Source organism: Pseudocitrobacter sp. 73, from assembly GCF_008369545.1.
In the GTDB taxonomy this organism is placed as follows: domain Bacteria; phylum Pseudomonadota; class Gammaproteobacteria; order Enterobacterales; family Enterobacteriaceae; genus Pseudocitrobacter; species Pseudocitrobacter vendiensis.
Window position 1 is genome coordinate 50,681 of sequence record NZ_VTZO01000013.1, and the last position, 21,512, is coordinate 72,192.

The 21,512-nt window shown below is 54.7% G+C and carries 20 protein-coding genes and 1 pseudogene; 11 read left to right on the top strand and 10 right to left on the bottom strand.

The genetic code is table 11. From position 1 onward, the window contains the following. Window positions 1-93: 93 nt before the first annotated feature. Entirely contained in the window at window positions 94-1,353 is a 1,260-nt protein-coding gene (gene avtA, locus F0Q32_RS14600; protein ID WP_149463655.1) for a valine--pyruvate transaminase, read from the top strand. A 5-nt stretch (window positions 1,354-1,358) separates the two neighbouring features. Here avtA and F0Q32_RS14605 read toward each other — a convergent pair whose 3' ends face one another. Further along, window positions 1,359-1,823: a 4Fe-4S binding protein gene (locus tag F0Q32_RS14605; RefSeq protein ID WP_149463825.1), complete on the bottom strand. Its 465-nt coding sequence runs from the start codon at window positions 1,821-1,823 to the stop codon at window positions 1,359-1,361. A gap of 127 nt (window positions 1,824-1,950) precedes the next feature. Further along, complete coding sequence (gene yiaJ / locus F0Q32_RS14610; protein WP_149463656.1) at window positions 1,951-2,766, bottom strand: IclR family transcriptional regulator YiaJ; 816 nt, start codon at window positions 2,764-2,766, stop codon at window positions 1,951-1,953. Between the two features lie 260 nt (window positions 2,767-3,026). On the opposite strand from yiaJ, the gene yiaK reads away from it, so the two are divergent. The 9 genes from yiaK (at window position 3,027) to F0Q32_RS14655 (ending at window position 10,983) form a co-directional block, all read left to right on the top strand. Then, on the top strand, window positions 3,027-4,025 hold the full coding sequence (yiaK, locus tag F0Q32_RS14615; protein WP_149463657.1) for a 3-dehydro-L-gulonate 2-dehydrogenase: 999 nt from the start codon (window positions 3,027-3,029) through the stop codon (window positions 4,023-4,025). An 11-nt stretch (window positions 4,026-4,036) separates the two neighbouring features. After that, a complete protein-coding gene (locus F0Q32_RS14620; RefSeq protein WP_149463658.1) occupies window positions 4,037-4,504 on the top strand; it encodes a YhcH/YjgK/YiaL family protein in 468 nt (155 codons plus the stop codon). 25 nt (window positions 4,505-4,529) lie between these two features. Beyond that, entirely contained in the window at window positions 4,530-5,456 is a 927-nt protein-coding gene (locus F0Q32_RS14625; protein WP_149463659.1) for a DUF4862 family protein, read from the top strand. A 37-nt stretch (window positions 5,457-5,493) separates the two neighbouring features. Next, entirely contained in the window at window positions 5,494-6,810 is a 1,317-nt protein-coding gene (locus F0Q32_RS14630) for an MFS transporter (protein WP_149463660.1), read from the top strand. Window positions 6,811-6,865: 55 nt separating this feature from the next. Next, window positions 6,866-8,371 carry an FGGY-family carbohydrate kinase gene (locus F0Q32_RS14635; protein ID WP_149463661.1) on the top strand — a complete coding sequence of 502 codons (1,506 nt, stop codon included), beginning with the start codon at window positions 6,866-6,868 and terminating at the stop codon, window positions 8,369-8,371. Beyond that, window positions 8,368-9,024 (top strand): 3-keto-L-gulonate-6-phosphate decarboxylase UlaD, encoded by a 657-nt coding sequence (ulaD, locus tag F0Q32_RS14640; RefSeq protein WP_149463662.1) that lies wholly within the window; start codon window positions 8,368-8,370, stop codon window positions 9,022-9,024. The genes F0Q32_RS14635 and ulaD overlap by 4 nt, the downstream gene beginning before the upstream one ends. Beyond that, the gene (locus F0Q32_RS14645) at window positions 9,024-9,884 is read left to right on the top strand and encodes an L-ribulose-5-phosphate 3-epimerase (protein ID WP_149463663.1); all 861 of its coding nucleotides are present in this window, start codon (window positions 9,024-9,026) and stop codon (window positions 9,882-9,884) included. Before ulaD ends, F0Q32_RS14645 begins: the two co-directional genes overlap by 1 nt. Next, complete coding sequence (araD, locus tag F0Q32_RS14650; protein WP_149463664.1) at window positions 9,878-10,573, top strand: L-ribulose-5-phosphate 4-epimerase; 696 nt, start codon at window positions 9,878-9,880, stop codon at window positions 10,571-10,573. The genes F0Q32_RS14645 and araD overlap by 7 nt, the downstream gene beginning before the upstream one ends. A 98-nt stretch (window positions 10,574-10,671) precedes the next feature. Next, window positions 10,672-10,983 carry a hypothetical protein gene (locus tag F0Q32_RS14655; RefSeq protein ID WP_149463665.1) on the top strand — a complete coding sequence of 104 codons (312 nt, stop codon included), beginning with the start codon at window positions 10,672-10,674 and terminating at the stop codon, window positions 10,981-10,983. A 31-nt stretch (window positions 10,984-11,014) separates the two neighbouring features. On the opposite strand, the gene F0Q32_RS14660 is transcribed toward F0Q32_RS14655, so the two are convergent. Continuing rightward, a complete protein-coding gene (locus F0Q32_RS14660; protein WP_149463666.1) occupies window positions 11,015-11,755 on the bottom strand; it encodes a MipA/OmpV family protein in 741 nt (246 codons plus the stop codon). A gap of 248 nt (window positions 11,756-12,003) precedes the next feature. Here F0Q32_RS14660 and F0Q32_RS14665 point away from each other — a divergent pair, with 248 nt between their 5' ends. After that, window positions 12,004-12,978, top strand: a complete 975-nt coding sequence (locus tag F0Q32_RS14665; protein WP_149463667.1) for a LysR family transcriptional regulator — start codon at window positions 12,004-12,006, stop codon at window positions 12,976-12,978. Here the strand turns inward: F0Q32_RS14665 and F0Q32_RS14670 are convergent. The 7 genes and pseudogenes from F0Q32_RS14670 to F0Q32_RS14700 form a co-directional block, all read right to left on the bottom strand. Continuing rightward, a pseudogene (locus F0Q32_RS14670) lies at window positions 12,975-14,112 on the bottom strand (HlyD family secretion protein). The gene F0Q32_RS14665 and the pseudogene F0Q32_RS14670 sit on opposite strands and share 4 nt — an antisense overlap. Window positions 14,113-14,117: 5 nt before the next feature. Beyond that, window positions 14,118-14,441 (bottom strand): DUF3302 domain-containing protein, encoded by a 324-nt coding sequence (locus F0Q32_RS14675; protein WP_149463668.1) that lies wholly within the window; start codon window positions 14,439-14,441, stop codon window positions 14,118-14,120. 155 nt (window positions 14,442-14,596) lie between these two features. Beyond that, window positions 14,597-16,135, bottom strand: coding sequence for an aldehyde dehydrogenase AldB (aldB, locus tag F0Q32_RS14680; RefSeq protein ID WP_149463669.1), 1,539 nt, complete (start codon window positions 16,133-16,135; stop codon window positions 14,597-14,599). A 94-nt stretch (window positions 16,136-16,229) separates the two neighbouring features. Further along, window positions 16,230-17,381, bottom strand: coding sequence for an L-threonine dehydrogenase (gene yiaY / locus F0Q32_RS14685; protein WP_149463670.1), 1,152 nt, complete (start codon window positions 17,379-17,381; stop codon window positions 16,230-16,232). Window positions 17,382-17,548: 167 nt separating this feature from the next. Continuing rightward, window positions 17,549-19,405, bottom strand: coding sequence for a selenocysteine-specific translation elongation factor (selB, locus tag F0Q32_RS14690; RefSeq protein WP_149463671.1), 1,857 nt, complete (start codon window positions 19,403-19,405; stop codon window positions 17,549-17,551). Next, window positions 19,402-20,793, bottom strand: coding sequence for an L-seryl-tRNA(Sec) selenium transferase (selA, locus tag F0Q32_RS14695; protein ID WP_149463672.1), 1,392 nt, complete (start codon window positions 20,791-20,793; stop codon window positions 19,402-19,404). Before selA ends, selB begins: the two co-directional genes overlap by 4 nt. A 105-nt stretch (window positions 20,794-20,898) precedes the next feature. Beyond that, the gene (locus F0Q32_RS14700) at window positions 20,899-21,507 is read right to left on the bottom strand and encodes a glutathione S-transferase (protein WP_149463673.1); all 609 of its coding nucleotides are present in this window, start codon (window positions 21,505-21,507) and stop codon (window positions 20,899-20,901) included. Between the last annotated feature and the right edge of the window lie 5 nt (window positions 21,508-21,512).

Here is a 21,512-nt window from a genome sequence, read left to right on the forward strand (position 1 = left end):
TATTCCGACGCACCTGTCATTAAGCCATTTGCACCGCGCGGGCGGTGGCGTTATGGTGAGCCTCTTTACAGCAATAGCAGTCGATGATCCGCGATGAAATTTTCACTTTTCGGCGATAAATTCGCCCGCCATTCAGGCATTACGCGCCTGATGGAAGACCTGAACGATGGCCTGCGCACTCCCGGCGCAATCATGCTCGGCGGCGGTAACCCCGCGCAAATCCCCCAGATGAATACGTACTTCAAAAACCTGTTGGCGGATATGCTTGAAAGCGGTAAAGCCACGGATGCGCTCTGTAATTACGACGGTCCTCAGGGGAAAAGTGAGCTACTCGCGGCGCTGGCAGAAATGCTGCGCGAAGAATTAGGTTGGGATATTGAACCGCAGAACATTGCACTGACAAACGGCAGCCAGAGCGCGTTTTTCTACTTGTTCAATCTCTTCGCCGGTCGCCGTGCCGATGGCACCACCCGCAAGGTGCTGTTCCCGCTGACGCCGGAGTATATCGGGTATGCCGATTCTGGTCTGGAAGACGACCTGTTTGTTTCGACGCGCCCCAATATCGAGCTGCTGCCGGATGGCCAGTTCAAATATCACGTCGATTTTGACCGCCTGCCGATTAATGAAGAGACGGGGATGATTTGCGTCTCGCGCCCGACCAACCCGACCGGCAACGTCATCACCGATGAAGAAGTGCTGCGTCTGGACGCGCTGGCAAATCAACACGGCATTCCGCTGGTGATTGATAACGCCTACGGCCTGCCGTTCCCCGGCATTATCTTCAGCGAAGCGCGCCCGCTGTGGAACCCGAACATTGTGCTGTGCATGAGCCTTTCCAAGCTCGGCCTGCCGGGCAGCCGTTGCGGGATTATCATCGCCAACGAAGAGATCATCACCGCCATCAGTAACATGAACGGCATTATCAGCCTCGCGCCTGGCGGAATGGGCCCGGCGATGATGTGCGAAATGATCAAACGTCGCGATCTCCTAAAGCTGTCAGAAACGGTTATCAAACCGTTCTACTATCAGCGCGTTCAGGAAACGATCGCGATTATTCGCCGCTATTTGCCGGAAGAACGCTGCCTGATCCACAAACCAGAAGGCGCAATTTTCCTCTGGCTGTGGTTTAAAGATTTACCGATTACCACCGAACTGCTCTATCAACGCCTGAAAAAACGTGGCGTGTTGATGGTACCAGGCGATTACTTCTTCCCAGGTCTGGAAAAACCGTGGCCGCATACGCATCAGTGCATGCGCATGAACTACGTGCCGGAGCCGGATAAAATCGAAGCTGGCGTGAAAATTCTGGCCGAAGAAGTGGAACGCGCGTGGCAGGAAAGTAACTGTATCTGACCGCTTCAGGCAAACATGGCCTTGATGCCAATCTTACTCGTGTCCACACAGCGTAATGCCGATGTTGGACACGCCTCAACACACGCTGGCCCCTGCGCGCGATGCTGACATAAATCGCATTTAATCGCCTGGGGCCGCGCATTCTGCACCACCACACGCATAGCGCCAAACGGGCACACCACCATACAGCTTTTACAGCCAATGCAACGCTGCTGTTCAACGGAAATGTACTCTTTTTCACGGCGAATCGCGCCCGTTGGGCACACGTTCATGCACGGCGCATCTTCACACTGATGACACGCCACGGCAGACGAGAAGGTATCGCCTTTCACCACCTGAATGCGGGGAAGGAAAGCCTCGCGCGACACGGCTGCGCAATCCTGCTGTGCCTGATGCGACACCACGCAGGCCACTTCACAGGTACGGCAACCGATGCACTTCTGCGCATCCGCAACAATAAACGGGTTCATACTCCACTCCATCCGGGGCTCCAGCCTTAAGAGTGCCAGAGCGGATGGCAGGCACGCCTTGATCCCACGCGGGAAAGGCGTGTTTTTTGTCAGACGCCAGAGAGGATCTGGCGGTATGCCTGAAACGCTAATCGCGAACGCTAAAACCGAGTTCGTTAGAGATAGCCAGCGCCGTCTCACGCAGCGGCTTCAGCAGATTTTTCTCGCCGACCTGTTTAAGGCGTGACGTCGAGAGCGAAATTGAAATGGCGTAAGGCACGCGGCCATGGATATCAAACACCGGCACCGCGATACAGGACACGCCTAACTCATTCTCTTCCCGGTCCATCGCCATGCTGCTTTCGCGGATTTGCGCCAGCTCATCGTACATCGCCGGCAGGCCGGTAATGGTATTGCGGGTCAACGGCTGAATTTGTTCCTTGTGGCTTTCCCAGTAGCTTGCGACATAATCCGCATGACCAAATGCCATGTAAATTTTGCCCATCGCCGAGCAGTAGAGCGGCATGTGCTGGCCGATATAGGCACGCGTACGCAACATACCGGTGGTCGGTTCCAGCTTATAGATCAAAATCGCGTGGTCGTCTTCACGGCTGGAGAAGTTCACCGTTTCACCCGTCGCGAGGTTCAGCGCCTCAAGATGCGGTGCGGCAACGTGAATGATATTGAGCGACGACAGCGCTTTTTGCCCGACGGCGATAAATTTCGTGGTCAGCCGATAGCTTCCGGCTGCGGGCGCAGGCGTCACATAACCGCAGGACTGCAAACCTTGCAGCAGGCGGTGAACAGTACTCTTGTTTAACCCCGCCAGCTCAGACAAATGCGCCAGCGGGCAACCGTTGGGGTAGTTACTTAAGATTTCAATCAGCATCAACCCACGAAACAGGCTCTGACTTCCTGCTGGCCGCTCTTTTTCTGACGTCACCTCAACCTCTTTATCGCTCATGCCGCTGCTCCCGTTTTTATCGCGCTCTGATGGTAGCGCAAAGTGTGGCTTAGTTCACGATCTGGACAGAAATTTTGTAATCACTTGATTTTACTGTGTTTTGAAAAATATGGAACGGATTGCTTTGTTAAAAAACGATCGCTATATTTGAAATCAGATTTCGCAATGTGAAATATACAGATCAACAAGCACCCAGAAACAGCTTCCAAACGGATGCTTGCGCTGATGAAAAATCGAGCAAGATGTACTGGAGATGACGTATGTTAGTTAGCTTTGCAGACCTGAAAAACGAGTTCACCCGCGTCCTGCTGACGCGTGGCGTGGCGGCAGATACAGCAGAAGCTTGTGCCGACATGTTCGCCCGCACCACCGAGTCAGGCGTTTATTCACACGGCGTCAACCGCTTCCCGCGCTTTATCCAACAACTGGAAAATGGCGATATCATTCCCGATGCCTTACCTGAGCGCATCACCAGCCTTGGCGCGATTGAGCAGTGGGATGCGCAGCGTTCTATCGGCAACCTGACGGCGAAAAAGATGATGGATCGGGCCATTGAACTGGCTTCCGATCACGGCATTGGGCTGGTTGCGGTGCGTAACGCCAACCACTGGATGCGCGGCGGCAGCTACGGCTGGCAGGCGGCGGAGAAAGGCTACATTGGCATTTGCTGGACGAACTCTATCGCGGTGATGCCGTCCTGGGGCGCAAAAGAATGCAACATCGGCACCAACCCACTGATCGTCGCCATTCCTTCCTCGCCGATCACCATGGTGGATATGTCGATGTCGATGTTCTCTTACGGCATGCTGGAAGTGAATCGTCTGGCAGGTCGCCAGCTTCCGGTCGATGGCGGTTTTGACGACGAAGGCAACCTCACCAAAGAACCGGGCGTGATTGAGAAAAACCGCCGCATTCTGCCGATGGGTTACTGGAAAGGTTCCGGCCTCTCTATCGTGCTCGACATGATTGCCACCCTCCTCTCTAACGGTGCATCCGTTGCCGAAGTCACCGAAGACAACAGCGACGAATACGGTATATCGCAAATCTTCATCGCCATTGAAGTCGACAAACTGATCGACGGCGAAACTCGCGACGCCAAGCTGCAACGCATCATGGATTACATCACCAGCGCCGAACGCGCGGATGAGAACGTCGCCATTCGCCTGCCGGGCCATGAATTTACCCGACTGCTGGAAGAAAACCGCCGCAACGGTATTACCGTTGACGACAGCGTATGGGCGAAAATTAAAGCCCTGTAAGGAGATACGCCATGATTTTTGGTCATATTTCTCAGCCAAATCTCTGCCGACTTCCGGCAGCGATTGAAACAGCGCTCAATTTCCTGCGCACGACCGATTTCAGCGAATTGTCCCCGGGCGTGGTGGAAATCGACGGTAAAACGATTTTTGCCCAGGTCATCGATTTAACCACGCGCGAACCACATGAAAATCGCCCTGAAGTACACCGCCGCTATCTGGATATTCAGTTTCTGGCGTGGGGAGAAGAGAAAATCGGTATTGCCATCGACACCGGCAATAATGAAGTGAGCGAAGAACTTCTTGAACAGCGCGATATTATTTTCTATCACCACAGCGAAAATGAATCGTTTATTGAAATGATTCCCGGAAGCTACGCCATCTTTTTCCCACAAGACGTTCATCGCCCGGCGTGTAATAAAAACGGGGCAACGCCAATCAGGAAAATTGTGGTTAAAGTCGCGGTGTCGGCACTGAATTAACGAACTCAATTTTCAGGAGTGAAAAATGAATACTCATAACGCCGGTTATATTATCGGCGCGTATCCCTGCGCGCCGTCATTCCACCAGCAAAGTGAAGAGCAGGAAGCTGAATTCTGGAAGCAACTTGCCGACACGCCGCATATTCGCGGACTGGAACAACCGTGCCTGGAAAATCTGCATCCTTTTGGTGATGAATGGTTATGGCAACATACGCCAGGCGAGTGGCAAATTGTGGTCACGGCCATCATGGAAACCATGCGCCGTCGTGGGGGAAATGGTGCCTTTGGCCTGGCCTCTGCCGATGAAGAGCAGCGCCAGCAGTGCGTGGCGTATTATCGCCATCTGCTCAATAAAATTACGGCGGTAAATAAGGCACACCCCGGTAAAGTTATCGCACTGGAAATGCAGGCCGCGCCGCAGGCGGGAAACAGCAATGTCCAACAGGCCACCGATGCTTTTGCCCGCTCAATCACTGAGATGACAACTTGGGACTGGCCGTGCGAACTGGTGCTGGAACATTGCGATGCGATGACCTCCGCCGCGCCGCGCAAAGGCTTTCTTCCGCTGGAAAACGTGCTGGACGTGCTCTCCAACCGAGACGTTGGCGTCTGCATCAACTGGGCACGCTCCGCCATTGAAGGCCGCAACACCGCTTTACCGCTTGAGCATACCCTGAAGGCCAAACAGGCCGGGAAACTGCGCGCGCTGATGTTCTCCGGCACCACGCTGGAGGGCGAGTATGGCGAGTGGCAGGATCTGCACGCACCGTTCGCGCCCTTCTGCCCGGACAGTTTAATGACCGCAGAACACGCCAAATCACTCTTTAATGCGGCGGGGCCTGCAACCTTACAATTCTCCGGTATCAAATTACTGGAAATTAATGCTAATGCCTCCGTTAATCACCGCGTAGAAATACTGCGCGACGGCATAAGCCAGTTACAGAAAATCTAATAATAAAAATACTTATCCTCTTTAAGAGAACATTATTATGAATACTTCATCATCTGTACCTACAGTAATACCACACCAGCGCTGGCTCAGAATTATTCCACCGATTCTGATTGCCTGTATTATTTCCTATATGGACCGCGTCAATATCGCCTTTGCTATGCCAGGCGGTATGGATGAAGAACTTGGTATTTCCGCCACTATGGCAGGGCTGGCGGGCGGGATATTCTTTATTGGTTATCTCTTTTTGCAGGTTCCCGGCGGCAAAATTGCCGTTCACGGTAGCGGTAAGAAATTTATCGGCTGGTCACTGGTGGCATGGGCGGTTATTTCCGTCCTCACGGGCGTGATCACCAATCAGTATCAATTACTGGTTCTGCGATTCTTACTCGGTGTGGCAGAAGGTGGCATGCTGCCAGTGGTGCTCACCATGATCAGCAACTGGTTCCCGGATGCCGAGCGTGGGCGTGCGAACGCGATTGTCATTATGTTCGTCCCTATCGCCGGAATTATCACGGCCCCGCTGTCAGGTTGGATCATCACGGTGCTCGACTGGCGCTGGCTGTTTATCATTGAAGGCCTGCTCTCTATCGTCGTCCTGGTGCTGTGGTCGCTGACGATCTATGACCGCCCGCAGGAAGCGCGCTGGATAAGCGAAGCCGAGAAAAACTGGCTGGTGAAAACGCTGGCGGCAGAGCAACAGGCTATCGCTGGCACAGAAGTGCGCAATGCTTCACTCGGCGCGGTGCTTTCCGATAAAACTATGTGGCAGCTTATCGCGCTCAACTTCTTCTATCAGACCGGAATTTACGGCTACACCCTCTGGCTGCCAACCATTCTCAAAGAGTTAACCCACTCCAGCATGGGTCAGGTGGGGATGCTGGCGATTCTGCCTTATGTCGGCGCTATTGCCGGGATGTTCCTTTTCTCCTCGCTGTCGGACAAAACCGGCAAACGTAAGCTGTTCGTCTCTTTGCCGCTGATTGGTTTCGCGCTCTGCATGTTCCTTTCTGTAGCCCTGAAAGAGAACGTCTGGCTGGCCTATGCCGCTCTGGTTGGCTGTGGTTTCTTCCTGCAATCCGCAGCGGGTGTGTTCTGGACCATTCCGGCCCGCCTGTTCAGCGCCGAAATGGCCGGTGGCGCACGCGGCGTGATTAACGCCCTCGGTAACCTCGGCGGCTTCTGCGGCCCTTACGCAGTCGGCGTGCTGATTACCCTCTACAGCAAAGACGCGGGCGTTTACTGCCTGGCGATATCTCTGGCACTGGCGGCACTTATGGCCCTGCTGCTGCCAGCGAAATGCGATGCCGGCGCAGCACCAACGAAAGCCGTCACACCACGCAAACACGCAGCCTAAGAAATTCGCCCGGTGAGCACTCTTCACCGGGCGCGTCAGCACACGGGAAAGAAAGATGAGTGATAAAGAAACCTTCTGGCTGGGTATCGATTGTGGCGGTACTTATCTTAAAGCCGGGTTGTATAACCGCCAGGGAGAGGAGTTCCGCGTGGAGCGCCAGTCGCTTCAGACGCTCAGCCCAAAACCGGGTTATGCCGAGCGGGATATGCCGTCGCTGTGGCAGGCCTGCGCCGACACCCTACGAAGGCTGATGCAAAACAGCGGCATTCGCGGATATCAGGTGAAAGGTGTAGGCATTTCCGCTCAGGGTAAAGGGCTGTTTCCTCTTGATAAACAGGATAAACCGCTCGGTAATGCAATTCTGTCGTCCGATCGCCGGGCGCTGGAGATCGTCCGTCGCTGGCAGCAGGATGGCATCCCCGAAAAACTCTACCCACACACCCGCCAGACCTTATGGACCGGTCACCCCGTTTCGCTGCTGCGCTGGCTAAAAGAGAACGAGCCGCAGCGTTACGCACAAATCGGCTGCGTAATGATGGGCCACGATTTTCTGCGCTGGTGCCTCACCGGCGTGAAAGGCGCGGAAGAGAGCAATATCTCTGAATCCAATCTCTACAACATGGACAGCGGGCGCTACGATCCACAACTCACGCGCTGGCTGGGTATCAGCGAAATTGATGACGCGCTGCCCCCTATCGTCGGTTCAGCAGAAATTTGCGGGGAAATCACGCCTCAGGCGGCCGCTATTACCGGTCTGGCGGCGGGAACTCCCGTTGTCGGCGGATTGTTTGACGTGGTTTCCACCGCACTCTGCGCGGGCCTTGAAGATGAGCACACCCTCAACGCCGTAATGGGCACCTGGGCGGTGACCAGCGGAATCACCCGGGGGCTGCGCAACCATGAACCACACCCTTATGTTTATGGCCGCTATGTCAACGATGGCGAATACATCGTGCACGAAGCCAGCCCCACGTCATCCGGCAATCTGGAATGGCTCACGGCGCAATGGGGTGATATCTCGTTTGACGAGATAAACCAGTCCGTCGCCAGCCTGCCAAAAGCGGGAAGTGACCTTTTCTTTCTGCCTTTTCTCTACGGCAGTAACGCCGGGCTGGAGATGACCAGCGGTTTCTACGGCATGCAGTCGCTGCATACGCGCGCGCACTTACTTCAGGCCGTTTACGAAGGCGTAGTGTTCTGCCACATGACCCATCTCAACCGGATGCGCGAGCGCTTCACCAACGTTCACGCTCTGCGCGTCACCGGTGGCCCGGCCCACTCCGATGTCTGGATGCAAATACTCGCCGACGTCAGCGGCCTGACGGTCGAACTGCCGCAGGTTGAAGAGACCGGTTGTTTTGGCGCGGCGCTGGCCGCTCAGGTGGGAACAGGCCTCTTTGCCGATTTTCATGCGGCGCAACGTAGCCGTCAGTTGACCGTCCGCACGCTTGAGCCCGACGCCGCTGCTCACGCGGCCTATCAGAAAAAATATCAGCACTATCAATTTCTTATTGAAGCCCTTCAGGGCTTCCATGCCCGCATCAAGGAGTCCAACGCATGAGCATCCCTCTGTTACAACTGGCGCTCGACCACACCAGCCTTCAGGCTGCCCAGCACGACGTTGCGCTACTGCGCGACCATGTGGATATCGTCGAAGCCGGAACCATCCTCTGCCTGACGGAAGGGCTGAACGCCGTTCGCGCACTGCGTGAGCAATGCCCCGATAAAATCATTGTTGCCGACTGGAAAGTCGCGGACGCCGGTGAAACCCTGGCGCAGCAGGCGTTTAATGCCGGCGCAAACTGGATGACCATTATCTGCGCCGCCCCGCTGGCGACCGTCATTAAAGGTCACGAAGTAGCGCAGCAACACAACGCTGAAATTCAGATTGAGCTGTTCGGCAACTGGACGCTCGACGACGCGCGTGCCTGGTATGCTGCTGGTATCCGTCAGGCCATCTACCATCGGGGCCGCGATGCGCAGGCCAGCGGGCAACAGTGGGGCGAAGCTGACCTGTCGCGCATGAAAGCGCTCTCCGATATCGGGCTGGAACTCTCCATCACCGGCGGCGTAACACCTGCTGACCTGCCGCTGTTTAAAGAGATCAACGCCAAAGCCTTTATTGCCGGACGAGCGCTGGCTGGCGCGGCGAACCCTGCGCAGGTCGCGGCGGAATTCCACGCGCAGATCCACGCTATCTGGGGAGAGAAATAATGCGTCGTCACCCGTTAGGCATTTATGAAAAAGCGCTGGCGAAAGATCTCACCTGGCCAGAACGCCTGGTGCTGGCAAAAAGCTGCGGCTTTGATTTTGTCGAGATGTCCGTTGATGAGACCGATGAACGGCTGTCCCGCCTCGACTGGAGCACCGCACAACGCGCCTCGCTGGTAGAAGCGATGCTGGAAACCGGCGTCGCGATCCCATCGATGTGCCTGTCTGCACACCGCCGTTTTCCGTTTGGCAGTCGCGATGAAAATGCGCGCGAACGTGCGCGCGAGATCATGACCAAAGCTATCAAGCTGGCGCGCGACCTTGGCATTCGCACCATCCAGCTCGCTGGCTATGACGTCTATTACGAAGATCATGACGAGGGCACGCAGCAACGCTTCGCCGAAGGGCTGGCGTGGGCGGTAGAGCAAGCCGCCGCCGCACAGGTCATGCTGGCGGTGGAAATCATGGACACCGCGTTTATGAACTCCATCAGCAAGTGGAAGAAATGGGATGAGATGCTCTCTTCACCGTGGTTCAGCGTCTACCCGGACGTCGGCAACCTGAGCGCCTGGGGCAACGACGTGCCCGCCGAGCTGGCGTTAGGCATTGACCGCATCGCCGCAATCCACCTGAAAGACACGCAGCCGGTTACCGAGCAAAGCCCTGGCCAGTTCCGCGATGTGCCCTTTGGCGAAGGGTGCGTGGATTTTGTCGGCGTCTTCAATACGCTGCAAAAACTCAACTATCGCGGCGCCTTCCTGATTGAGATGTGGACGGAAAAAGCCAAAGAGCCGGTGCTGGAAATTATTCAGGCACGACGCTGGATTGAGGCGCGCATGCAGGAAGGAGGATTCACATGTTAGAAAAATTGAAAGCTGAAGTGCTGGCGGCAAATCTGGCGCTGCCTGCGCATCAACTGGTGACTTTCACCTGGGGCAACGTCAGCGCGGTGGATGAAACGCGCAAACTGATGGTGATTAAACCGTCCGGCGTTGAATACGACGTGATGAGTGCGCAGGATATGGTGGTGGTGGATATCGCCACCGGTCAGGTCGTTGAAGGCAGCAAAAAACCCTCTTCCGATACGCCAACGCATCTGGCGCTCTACCGCCGCTACTCGGAAATCGGCGGCATTGTGCATACCCACTCGCGCCACGCCACGATCTGGTCGCAGGCCGGGCTTGATCTCCCGGCATGGGGCACCACGCATGCCGACTACTTTTACGGTGCCATCCCCTGTACACGGCTGATGACCGACGATGAAATCAACGGCGAATACGAATATCAGACCGGTGAAGTCATCATTAAAACCTTCGAGGAACGCGCGCTGAATCCGATGCAGATTCCGGCAGTGCTGGTCCATTCTCACGGCCCGTTTGCCTGGGGAAAAAATGCCGCCGATGCCGTTCACAACGCCGTTGTGCTGGAAGAGTGTGCGTATATGGGGCTGTTCTCTCGTCAGCTCGCGCCAACATTGCCAGAAATGCAAAATACGCTGCTTGATAAACATTATCTGCGTAAGCATGGGGCCAAGGCGTATTACGGGCAGTAACTCATTACCCACCCGGCAGCATAACAGGTGCTTGCCGGGTCAATCTCATTTCCTCATGATATAATCACGCCACCTTACCTTCCCATGAGAAAATAAAAATGAGCAAGGACAGCAGCACCAACGTCACCCTGAAACGTATCAAACCGTCATCTATCTATCGGCTGATGCTGATAGGTCTGGGTATTCCATTGCAAATTTTTGCGGTGGTGTGCGGCGTAATGGGGATCTTTGGCGCTGATATGGTGAAATGGAATAATCAGCCGGTACATGGCATTCTCGCGCTGCCTGCCGCGATATTCAGCGCCCTGTTCGTTACCGTTCTCTTTACCGCATTCCTGGGCTCAGTCGCTTGTCTGGGGTTGTGGATCTACAGCCGTTTCCGCCCGCTTGAGGTGAAAACGTTGGATTAACCCGGCAACACTCGCCGGGTTAGCATGCTCATCAGAAACGCCAGCTCGCACCGGTCAGAAAGGTAAAACTGTCCTCACGATCGACCATCGGGCTGTTTTTAATGTCATCTGGCAGCACGCTGTACATCGCGCTCGCCTGTAAAATGATGTTCTTCGTTAAAGGGTATTTCGCGCCGATAGCTACGTATGGCGTCCAGCTGTCGTCCGGAGAATAAGAGGAAAGCCCGCTACGGTGAGACTCCCCGGAAGAGATGCCGTAGTAGTAATCGTTAAAGTTTTTATCGTAATAGAGCACGCCCGCAGAAGGCGTGAGCGTCAGCTTGCCGAGCGGCATCACGCGAAACAATGACATTTCAGCCACCCAGCCATCGCTGTTATCCAGAATATCGGTCGCGGCAGAGACCTTCAGGCTGCCCCATTTTTGGTGGTGATACCACGCGGCGCCCGCCATTGCTGTGCTGTCACGCTTATCCAGACGGCTCATCGCATGATCGTCGTTATCGGAAGGCGAAAACTCCAGCGGCATCCATGACGCAGTGATACTAATTTCATTCTTTTCACTCTTTGAAAGAATGTAACCTAAGGTTGTCTGGCGAATATATAACGATTCACCTTCATAACTGATAAGCGGCACGACATGGGTATTTTCATTATAACCACGGTACGGTGATTCATTATATACCGCCCCCGCACCAATAGATAATTCAGACGCTGTTGCAGTTGCCATAAACGACAAAGCAATCAGCGCCGTAACATTGCGTGTATTTAACATTCCCGGCTGTCCATTTTAAAATATACCCGTCATACTTCAAGTTGCCTGTGCGTTGGCTGCGCTCGCTCGCCCGAATCACTTACCTGAGTAAGCTCATCGGGACTCTCTCCCTTGCCGCCTTCATGCAACTCGAATTATTTAGGGTATAGGAAAATAAATCGCGGGAATAATAATGCTTACAAATTCATCCATGCAACGTTCATATTTATATAGTAATATATAAAATCATATATATATTAGGTTTAGCGATGAATAATTTACAACTTAAGCCCCGAGAACTGAAGATTATCTCGGTCATCGCGGCCAGTGAAAATATCAGCCATGCCGCCACAATCCTTGGCATTGCACAGGCTAACGTCAGTAAGTATCTTGCTGATTTTGAATCAAAAGTTGGGCTTAAAGTTTTTGAGCGTTCACCGCGAAAACTAACCCTGACGCCTTTTGGTACGGCCTTGCTTCCCTACATCAATGACATGCTCGATAGACACGAGCAGCTTAACAATTTCATTGCTGACTATAAGCATGAGAAACGTGGTCGGGTGACGGTTTATGCCCCCACCGGGATAGTCGCTTATCTGGCGAAGAATGTCATTGCCAATATTATGGATATTGGTGACATTACCTTTTCGCTAAAAACATACAATCTGGAACCCAAGGCATTTTATGATGGTGTCGAGTTCCCGGACGATTGCGATGTTTTAATTACTTACGCACAACCCAAAGATGAATCATTAGTCGCCAGTTTTATTACAAAATATTCCGTTACCGCGTTTGCAAGCCCCAATTATCTCAATAAACATCCAATTCATGGCCCGGAAGAACTGGTGCAGCATTCGTGTATTTTGATTGATTCGATGATGATTGGTGAGTCAAATATCTGGCGATTCAGTGACGGAGAAAATAAATCTGCGGTCGACTATCGGGTGAAAGGCAATTACGTTTGTGATAATACGCAGTCTGCACTGGAGCTGGCGCGTAACGATCTTGGTATCGTTTTTGCGCCCAAAGAGAGCGTCAGAAACGATATTCAGGCGGGTACGCTGGTGGCCTGTTTCCCTGACCAGCAGGAGTGGTGGTTGGATCTGGTGGCTATCTTCCGCAAACGCGAATATCAGCCGTGGCGGGTGCAGTTTATTCTGGATGCCATGCTCAATGAAATACGCAAACAGCTTGCTGTGACGCGTCAGTTGCCGCCACAGCAAGTGCCTTCAAACGATAATTAGTGGTCGAGATAGAGGTAATGCACCCAACTGGTCATTCGCAGCAGCACTTTACGCATCACCGATACATGACTGAAATGGTCGGAGTAAACCGCCGCCTGCGCGTAAATACCGTCCGGTAGCACGCTGAGGTCAGCATTTTCGTCCAGCTCAATCGTCGCAATCACCCCTTCCGAACCCGGCGTCGTATTCAGCGACTGCAACACGCCCGTGGATTGATAAGTCCCGCCGGGTACCGCCGGGCTGATGGCCGCCAGCTTGCCGCTGAATACCTGGCCCGGCAGCGCATTGAACACCACTTCAGCCTCATCGCCAGGCTCCAGCCTCAGCAGAGAGTTCTGGCGGAACTGGGCGATGATCTGCCGTTTCTGGTCTGGAATAAAGACCATCACCGGGCGCAGCGGCAGCGCGGCAGCGTAGGTCCCCGGTCGAATCAGAACCTGCGTGATGTAGCCGTCGCTGGGGGCGCGAACAACCGTCTGATCCAGGTTAAACTTCGCTTCCGCAAGCTGCGCTCTCAGGCTGGCGATTTGCGAATGCTCGCCCATAACCATGCTGTCCAGCTCGCTCTGAATCTGTTTCTGTTCCGCCGCCGATGACTTAACCGACGCTTCCTGTGCCAGGTAATTTTGCCGCGCTGCGTCGATATCGCGTTCAGAGAACGGGTTTACTTTAGCCTGGCTCCCCTGAAGATAGCGCTGATAATCCTTCGCCAGTTTGTCACGCGTCGCTTTCGCCTGCTGGGTGTTGGCCATCATCTCATCAAGCTGTGCCACCAGCGCCTGTTGCTTGTGCTCCGCCGTCACGATATCGGCCTTCAGGCGGTCGACACGTGCCTGATAGCGAGTGGGATCAAGCTTAAACAACACCTCGCCTTTTTTAATCAGGGTATTTTTCTTGTCCGTGACTTCCGTTACCACACCGGTCACCAGCGGAACAACAGGAATTGATACCACCGCTTTTTTGCGCTTTAAAGGTATAAGGGTGGTTATAATTCATAAGCAGAATTAGACCACTGACAATAAATATACCGCCCAATGCCGCTGTCGGAATGGTCCATTTATTAACGGGAATTTTGAATATTTTAAACAGCGCCCATGCGAAAGCCACATAGGTCAGGATAATCAGTAAATCCATAAATATTACTCCGCTGAGGAAGCCTTCGCCTCAGCCAGTTGTTTCTCCAGCCCAGCCACGCGCGCCTGAAGCTGGATAAGCGACGAATCCGGGGTTTGCATTCCCCAGCCGCGTTCAGGACGGTATAACGTTGCCCAAATCCACAGGAAAGGCCAGATAACATGCAGCGTAAAAAGACTCACCCAGCCCGCAACATGAATAGCGTCAGCGTGGGGATGATTGCGCTTTTTAGCAATCAAATAGGGAATATCATGTAAGATGATAATCCCATAGAAAATTACCAGGAATACAAATATCAGTACACCCAGCGCAAAATAATTAAGAAACATAAATCCTCAGAGATTAAAATAAATAATCGGGGGATGGGAAATAATAGAGGAGTTATTAGACCTGATGCAAATATCTAATTTATATAATGCCATATGAGTTTTCATATACAACAGACCCAGCGGCGAAACACCGCCGGGCCATTAACGCGGGGTAATCAGAACAGACCGAGCGGTTTGTCCGAGTAGCTTACCAGCAGGCATTTGGTTTGCTGATAATGCTCCAGCATCATTTTGTGGGTCTCACGGCCAATGCCTGACTGCTTATAACCGCCAAATGCCGCGTGTGCAGGATAGGCGTGATAGCAGTTGGTCCAGACGCGCCCGGCCTGAATACCGCGCCCCATTTTGTATGCCAGATTACCGTTGCGGCTCCAGACGCCCGCGCCCAGGCCATACTGAGTATCGTTAGCCAGCGCCAGCGCTTCTTCGGTGGTTTTAAAGGTGGTGACCGCCAGCACCGGGCCGAAGATCTCCTCCTGGAAGACACGCATACTATTCTGGCCAAACAGAATCGTCGGCTCCAGGTAGTAGCCGTCGTGAAGCTCGCCGTCGAGGCGTTTGCGTCGCCCGCCGGTCAGCACATCCGCACCCTCTTTTTTGCCAATGTCGATATAGTTGAGAATGGTCTCCATCTGACCGTGCGACACCTGCGCGCCCATTTGCGTGACGGTGTCCAGCGGGTTACCGCTACGAATGCTTTCCACCCGGCGAATCGCCCGCTCCATAAAGCGATCGTAAATAGATTCGTGCACCAGCGCGCGGCTTGGGCAAGTACAGACTTCGCCCTGGTTGAAGGCGAAAAGTGCGAAGCCCTCCAGCGCTTTATCAAAGAATGCGTCCTCTTCATCCATCACGTCGGCAAAGAAGATGTTCGGCGATTTTCCGCCCAGTTCCAGCGTGACCGGAATGATGTTCTGCGTCGCGTACTGCATGATTTGCTGGCCGACTTCGGTCGAGCCGGTGAAGGCAACTTTGGCGATGCGTTTAGAGGTCGCCAGATATTCGCCAATTTCCCCACCCGCGCCATTCACCACGTTGATGACGCCCGGCGGCAGTAAATCACCGATGATTTCCATCAGCAGTAGCACCGACAGCGGCGTTAATCGCGCTGGTTTCAGCACGATGCAGTTGCCTGCGGCCAGCGCCGGGGCCATTTTCCAGCTCGCCATCAGTAGCGGAAAGTTCCACGGAATGATTTGTGCCACCACGCCGAGTGGTTCATGGAAGTGATACGCCACGGTATCTTTATCCACTTCGCTGATGCCGCCCTCTTGCGCGCGGATGCACGACGCAAAGTAGCGGAAATGGTCAATCGCCAGCGGCACATCGGCGGCGCTGGTTTCGCGGATCGGTTTACCGTTATCCCAGGTTTCCGCCGTCGCCAGCAGATCGAGATTTTGCTCCATGCGATCGGCAATTTTCAGCAAGATCCCCGCGCGATCCTGCACCGACATCTGCGCCCATTTTTCTTTCGCTTTATGCGCGGCATCTAACGCCAGGTCGATATCACGCTTGCCGGAGGAGGCCACTTCGCAAAGCAGTTGCCCGGTTACCGGCGTCAAATTCTGGTAATACTCGCCGTCGACGGGCGCAACCCAGTCGCCGCCGATAAAGTTGTCATAACGAGGTTTAAGCTTCAGGGGAAAACCGTACTCGCCCGGTTGAATGTGGGCTGAAGGGGGATTGTTAGTCATCGCCGTCTCTCCTTGCTGTTGCAGTCTTACAAGGGTAGACGCGGCTGGCGTTTTTTTCGCCAGCCGTTCATAGGTTTACGACAACGGTCACGAATTACATTGCAGCGCGGTAAATCGCCATAATTTCGTCGTGAGTCGCCTGAATCGGGTTAGTGAAACCGCAGGCGTCTTTCAGGGCGTTGGTCGCCAGAACCGGGATATCTTCTTCTTTCACGTTCAGGTCGCGCAGGCCCGCCGGAATGTTCACTTCGCGCGCCAGTTTGCAGATAGCGTCGATGCAGGCTTTCGCCCCCTGCTCATCGCTCAGACCCACAACATCGACGTTCATTGCCTGTGCGCAGTCACGCAGGCGCGCAGCAGCCACTTTGCTGTTAAACGCCTGAACGTGCGGCAGCAGAACGGCGTTGCAGACACCGTGCGGCAGGTCATAGAAACCACCCAGCTGATGTGCCATCGCGTGAACATAACCGAGCGATGCGTTGTTAAATGCCATACCCGCCAGGAACTGCGCGTAGGCCATTGCTTCGCGCGCATCGGCATTCGCGCCATCGGCGACGGCCACGCTCAGGTTTTCAGCAATCATGGTGATTGCTTTCAGTGCGCAGGCATCGGTGATTGGCGTTGCTGCGATAGACACGTAGGCTTCGATGGCATGGGTCAGCGCATCCATCCCGGTTGCCGCAGTCAGCGATTTAGGCATGCCGGTCATCAGGGAAGAGTCATTCACAGACAGAATTGGCGTCACGTGTTTATCCACGATCGCCATTTTGATATGACGCGCTTCATCGGTGATGATGCAGAAACGAGTCATTTCAGAAGCAGTACCTGCGGTGGTGTTGATAGCAATCATCGGTAACTGCGGTTTTGCCGAGCGGTCAACGCCTTCGTAATCGCTAATTTTCCCGCCGTTGGAGGCCACCAGCGCAATACCTTTGGCACAGTCGTGCGGAGAACCGCCGCCCAGAGAAATCACGCAGTCGCAGTTATTTTCTTTGAGAATTGCCAGGCCCGCGTTGACGTTCGCCGTGGTCGGGTTCGGCTGTACGCCGTCATAAATTACGCTGAAAATATCACGTTCTGCCAGGCCTTTCTGTACATCGCCCGCCATGCCGAGTTTATTCAGAATCGCATCCGTTACAATTAACGCGCGGCGATAGCCGTAGTCGCGCATTGTATCCATTGCACCGTTTAATGAATCAGCGCCAATAACATTCACAGAAGGAATATAAAAAGTGGATGCTGCCATGATCGTTCCTTAATTAACAGAAAATTGGCGGCTAGCGTACGGGAAGGAAAAAATAAAAAGTATGATCAATATTCTATTTTTGGAATTCAAAAAATATCAGATGCGCTATTTTTGCACATCTGATATTAATCAATATGATTTTTGTATTAATTCATTTAATATTTAAATTAATCGTTACTTTTATTGTCAGGGAAAAGTAACGCATCGCGTAATAAGTGGTCATTTCCCCGACGGCGCGTAAAACCAATGCGGTTGAAATATTCCAGAATCTGAATAGCCAGCTTCCGCCCGACGTTGAGTTTATCGCGGAAATCTGCGGCACAGGTTGAGCCTTTTTCCTGATCCAGTTCGCGGATCATGCTCGCAAACGTGACAATGCGATCGTTTCGGTAATAACGATCTTTGACGATCGCCGTAATCATCCCCTGCTGCGCCGCCTGGCGTAATACCGCGCGCATCAGTTGCTCATCGGTGCCGGTTTGCTGCGCTAAATCGCGCACCCACCAGGGTTCATCCGCAAACAGCGATGCGGCTTTTTGCCATACGGCATTTTGCTCATCGGTAAACCCGGCTTTGTGATCCGGCAGATGCAGCCAACCATGATGACTGGCCACGATACCGCTTTCGCGCATCTGCTCAATCAACGTCAGTACCAGCGCTTCATCTTCCATAGGCAGCGCGATACGACGCAGACGTTCACGGCCTGGCCCCGGTTCATCTTTATGCTGCTCGTGGTACGTCGCCAGCGCATCCAGCAGTTTACGCTGCCAGCGGGCGGCGAGTGGCGCATCCAGCAACGCATTGCCGGCCAGAATGTAGCCCGGCTGAGAAATCAGCTGTTGCAAACCCTGATCGCTCAACTGGCGAGCCCAGGCAAACTCACTGAGCTGTACCGCGTCACGTTGCAGGTGGATGGAGAGTGCCTGTGCGTCGTCCTCTGCATTCGCCAGTTCAGCAATCCACGCCAGATAATCGGCTTTACGTTTGCCACGACGAGGGGAGTTGAGCGTCACCACGCGCGCGCCAGCAAGCGTGGTACGTGCAGAGATATCACGCAGCACCAGACGGTCGTTGTCCGCCAGATACAGCGGTGTATCCAGCACCAGCTCGGCCAGATTGTTCTCCAGCAGCGAGACGCGCCCGGTAATGTGGCTGGCGGCATGGTGAATATGCAGCGGCTGCCATTGGGTTAGCGGCACGTGATTATGCAGCGCGACGATGACCCGCTCGACGGGCGCGGGCGGTTGCTGCGATAGCAGCCAGTCGCCGCGATTCAGTTCTTCTTTCTGCGCATCGCCGACGATATTCAGCGCAATACGCTGCCCGCCGTGCGCCTGTTCGGTCGCCTGGTTTTGCGCATGGATACCGCGCACGCGCATCGGTTTATCGACGCCCGTCAGCCACAGTGTGTCGCCCACCGTTACATCGCCGGAAAGCGCAGTACCGGTGACCACCAGCCCGGCGCCTTTCACGGTAAATGCGCGGTCGATAGCCAGACGGAAACGCTGATTTTCCGGGTTCACACGCTCCGGAAGTTGCAGCAGATGCGCGCGTAATTCATCGATACCCAGCCCCTGCGTGGCAGCAGTTTCAAACAGCGTGGCGTCTTCAAAACCGTATTCACGCAATACGGCGTCTATCTCGTGACGCACCTCCGCCACGCGCGCCGCATCGACGCGATCGGTTTTAGTCAGCGCCACCGTCAGCGTCGGCTTGCCGGTCAGTTGTAGAATCGCCAGATGTTCGCGCGTTTGCGCCATCACACCATCGTCACAGGCCACCACCAGCAGGGCATGATCGATACCCCCCACGCCCGCCAGCATGTTAGAGAGAAATTTCTCGTGCCCCGGCACATCGATAAATCCGAGCACCCGGCCATCCGGCTGCGGCCAGTAGGCGTAGCCCAGGTCGATGGTCATCCCGCGTGATTTCTCTTCCGGCAGGCGGTCGGCGTTAACGCCGGTAATCGCCTGCAACAGCGTGGTTTTGCCGTGGTCAACGTGCCCGGCGGTGGCAATAATCATTTCAGCAACATCTCCAGAAAACGTGATTCATCCTCAAGACAGCGCAGGTCGAGCCATAATCGCCCATCGTATATGCGCCCGATAACCGGCACCGGCAGACTTCGCCAGCGGTTAGCCAGCGCGTCGAGGCGGCTACCGCGCCCGTCTTTAGGGGTAAAGGTGATGGCGGCGCTCGGCAGGCGATCGACGGGCAAAGAGCCACTGCCGATTTGCGAGGCACATTCCATCACCGTAACAGAAAATTCGTCACCGTAGCGCTGCGTCAGCGATTCACGCAGACGTTCGGCCTGTGCGTGAATCGCATCCACGCGGCGGTTGAGCAGACGTAGCGTCGGCAGGTCAGCCGCCAGGCGTTCAGGGTGCAGATAGAGGCGCAATGTCGCTTCCAGCGCTGCCAGCGTCATTTTATCGGCACGCAGCGCGCGCTTGAGCGGATGCTGCTGAAGCTTAGCAATCATCGCTTTCTTACCAACGATAATCCCCGCCTGTGGGCCGCCCAGCAGTTTGTCGCCGGAGAAACTCACCAGGCTGACGCCCGCGGCGATCATCTCCTGCGGCATCGGCTCTTTCGGCAGACCGTACTGGCTTAAATCGACCAGCGAACCACTGCCTAAATCCGCGACAACCGGGATATTCAGCTCACGGCCAATTTCGGCCAGCTCGGCTTCTTCTACGGTTTTGGTGAATCCTTCGATGCTGTAGTTGCTGGTATGCACCTTCATCAGCAGCCCGGTATTTTCATTCACCGCCTGACGATAATCTTTGGCGTGCGTACGGTTGGTCGTTCCCACTTCATGCAATTCGCACCCCGCCTGACGCATCACGTCCGGGATGCGGAACGCGCCGCCAATTTCCACCAGCTCGCCGCGTGAGACGACGACCTCTTTACCGCTCGCCGTTGCCGCCAGCATCAGCAGGACGGCAGCAGCGTTATTGTTAACAATGCAGGCATCTTCCGCACCGGTCAGACGGCAGAGTAAATCCGCCAGCGCGCGATCGCGATGACCTCGCCCGGCACCGTCGAGGTCATATTCCAGCGTCACCGGGTCGCGCATCACCTGCGAAACGGCAGCAATAGCGGCTTCCGCCTGCTGGGCTCGCCCAAGATTCGTGTGCAGCACCGTCCCCGTCAGGTTAATTACCGGGCGGATGGCGCTTTGTGTACCCATCGCAAGCCGACGCGTCACTTCGCCAGCCCAGTCGCCGCACCAGCCCGGCAGCGCGCCGGTATCGCGGATAGCCAGGCGGGCTTCATCCTGAAGCTGGCGGAGCTGTTCCACCACTTGCGAATGACCGTGGTTTTCCAGAAGGGAAGCAAAGGCGGCATCGCGCAGTAAGCGGTCGGTCGCAGGAAGCTGGCTGTACAGTGAGCGAGTATCGGTAGTCATGAGTTGGCCTGGCGGTTAACGATTTTCCCCCCTCCCGACGGGAGAGGGAGTCCATAGTGAGGAGGGATTGTACAGCGTACGACCATGAAGTGTTATAGGGTAGAATCAAGCCTTTGGCGGTTCCGTGCGGGCAAAACTCTCGCGCTGGAACAACGTTTCCACCAGTTTGACGAGATTGGGCCGGTCAACGCACCAGCCCGGCGCAATGCGACGAAAGTTGAGATAGCTAATCGCACAGGCGATGGCGATCGTCGCCAGGTTTAACGTGTCGGTGTTGAATGTCCCTTCTTTGAGATGCGTTTCAAGCGCATCGAGACTGCGGCTGATTTTCTCGCGCTGGCGCACACACTCCGCTTCCGACTGCTGTGCCGGCGAGCGGGCCAGTTCACGCACCGCCACCAGCCCGGCGTCCATAATGCCGTCGGCAAGCGCTTCCAGCTGACGCACTTTCAGCCGCGCCAGCGGGTCGCGCGGCAACATGGCAGGCTCAACGTTCAGCAGTTCGATGTACTCGGCAATAATCGGCGAGTCGTACCAGCACTCACCGTCATCCGTCATCAATGCCGGGACCTTGCCCAGCGGATTGTACTGCGCCACGCCGTTTTCCAGGTTATAGGGCAGTTCATTGATAAATTCGAAAGAGATGCCCTTTTCCAGCAATAAAACAGAAATTTTGCGAACGAAAGGGCTGGTATAGCTGCCAATGAGTTTCATGCCAT

Coding starts and splice junctions, on each gene's coding strand:
- yiaY (WP_149463670.1), bottom strand. CDS start 17,381: ATGGCAGCATCCACTTTTTATATTCCTTCTGTGAATGTTATTGGCGCT.
- F0Q32_RS14655 (WP_149463665.1), top strand. CDS start 10,672: ATGAGCAAGGACAGCAGCACCAACGTCACCCTGAAACGTATCAAACCG.
- F0Q32_RS14675 (WP_149463668.1), bottom strand. CDS start 14,441: ATGTTTCTTAATTATTTTGCGCTGGGTGTACTGATATTTGTATTCCTG.
- F0Q32_RS14620 (WP_149463658.1), top strand. CDS start 4,037: ATGATTTTTGGTCATATTTCTCAGCCAAATCTCTGCCGACTTCCGGCA.
- F0Q32_RS14660 (WP_149463666.1), bottom strand. CDS start 11,755: ATGTTAAATACACGCAATGTTACGGCGCTGATTGCTTTGTCGTTTATG.
- selA (WP_149463672.1), bottom strand. CDS start 20,793: ATGACTACCGATACTCGCTCACTGTACAGCCAGCTTCCTGCGACCGAC.
- selB (WP_149463671.1), bottom strand. CDS start 19,405: ATGATTATTGCCACCGCCGGGCACGTTGACCACGGCAAAACCACGCTG.
- F0Q32_RS14625 (WP_149463659.1), top strand. CDS start 4,530: ATGAATACTCATAACGCCGGTTATATTATCGGCGCGTATCCCTGCGCG.
- F0Q32_RS14700 (WP_149463673.1), bottom strand. CDS start 21,507: ATGAAACTCATTGGCAGCTATACCAGCCCTTTCGTTCGCAAAATTTCT.
- F0Q32_RS14605 (WP_149463825.1), bottom strand. CDS start 1,823: ATGAACCCGTTTATTGTTGCGGATGCGCAGAAGTGCATCGGTTGCCGT.
- F0Q32_RS14665 (WP_149463667.1), top strand. CDS start 12,004: ATGAATAATTTACAACTTAAGCCCCGAGAACTGAAGATTATCTCGGTC.
- F0Q32_RS14635 (WP_149463661.1), top strand. CDS start 6,866: ATGAGTGATAAAGAAACCTTCTGGCTGGGTATCGATTGTGGCGGTACT.
- yiaK (WP_149463657.1), top strand. CDS start 3,027: ATGTTAGTTAGCTTTGCAGACCTGAAAAACGAGTTCACCCGCGTCCTG.
- avtA (WP_149463655.1), top strand. CDS start 94: ATGAAATTTTCACTTTTCGGCGATAAATTCGCCCGCCATTCAGGCATT.
- F0Q32_RS14645 (WP_149463663.1), top strand. CDS start 9,024: ATGCGTCGTCACCCGTTAGGCATTTATGAAAAAGCGCTGGCGAAAGAT.
- araD (WP_149463664.1), top strand. CDS start 9,878: ATGTTAGAAAAATTGAAAGCTGAAGTGCTGGCGGCAAATCTGGCGCTG.
- F0Q32_RS14630 (WP_149463660.1), top strand. CDS start 5,494: ATGAATACTTCATCATCTGTACCTACAGTAATACCACACCAGCGCTGG.
- yiaJ (WP_149463656.1), bottom strand. CDS start 2,766: ATGAGCGATAAAGAGGTTGAGGTGACGTCAGAAAAAGAGCGGCCAGCA.
- aldB (WP_149463669.1), bottom strand. CDS start 16,135: ATGACTAACAATCCCCCTTCAGCCCACATTCAACCGGGCGAGTACGGT.
- ulaD (WP_149463662.1), top strand. CDS start 8,368: ATGAGCATCCCTCTGTTACAACTGGCGCTCGACCACACCAGCCTTCAG.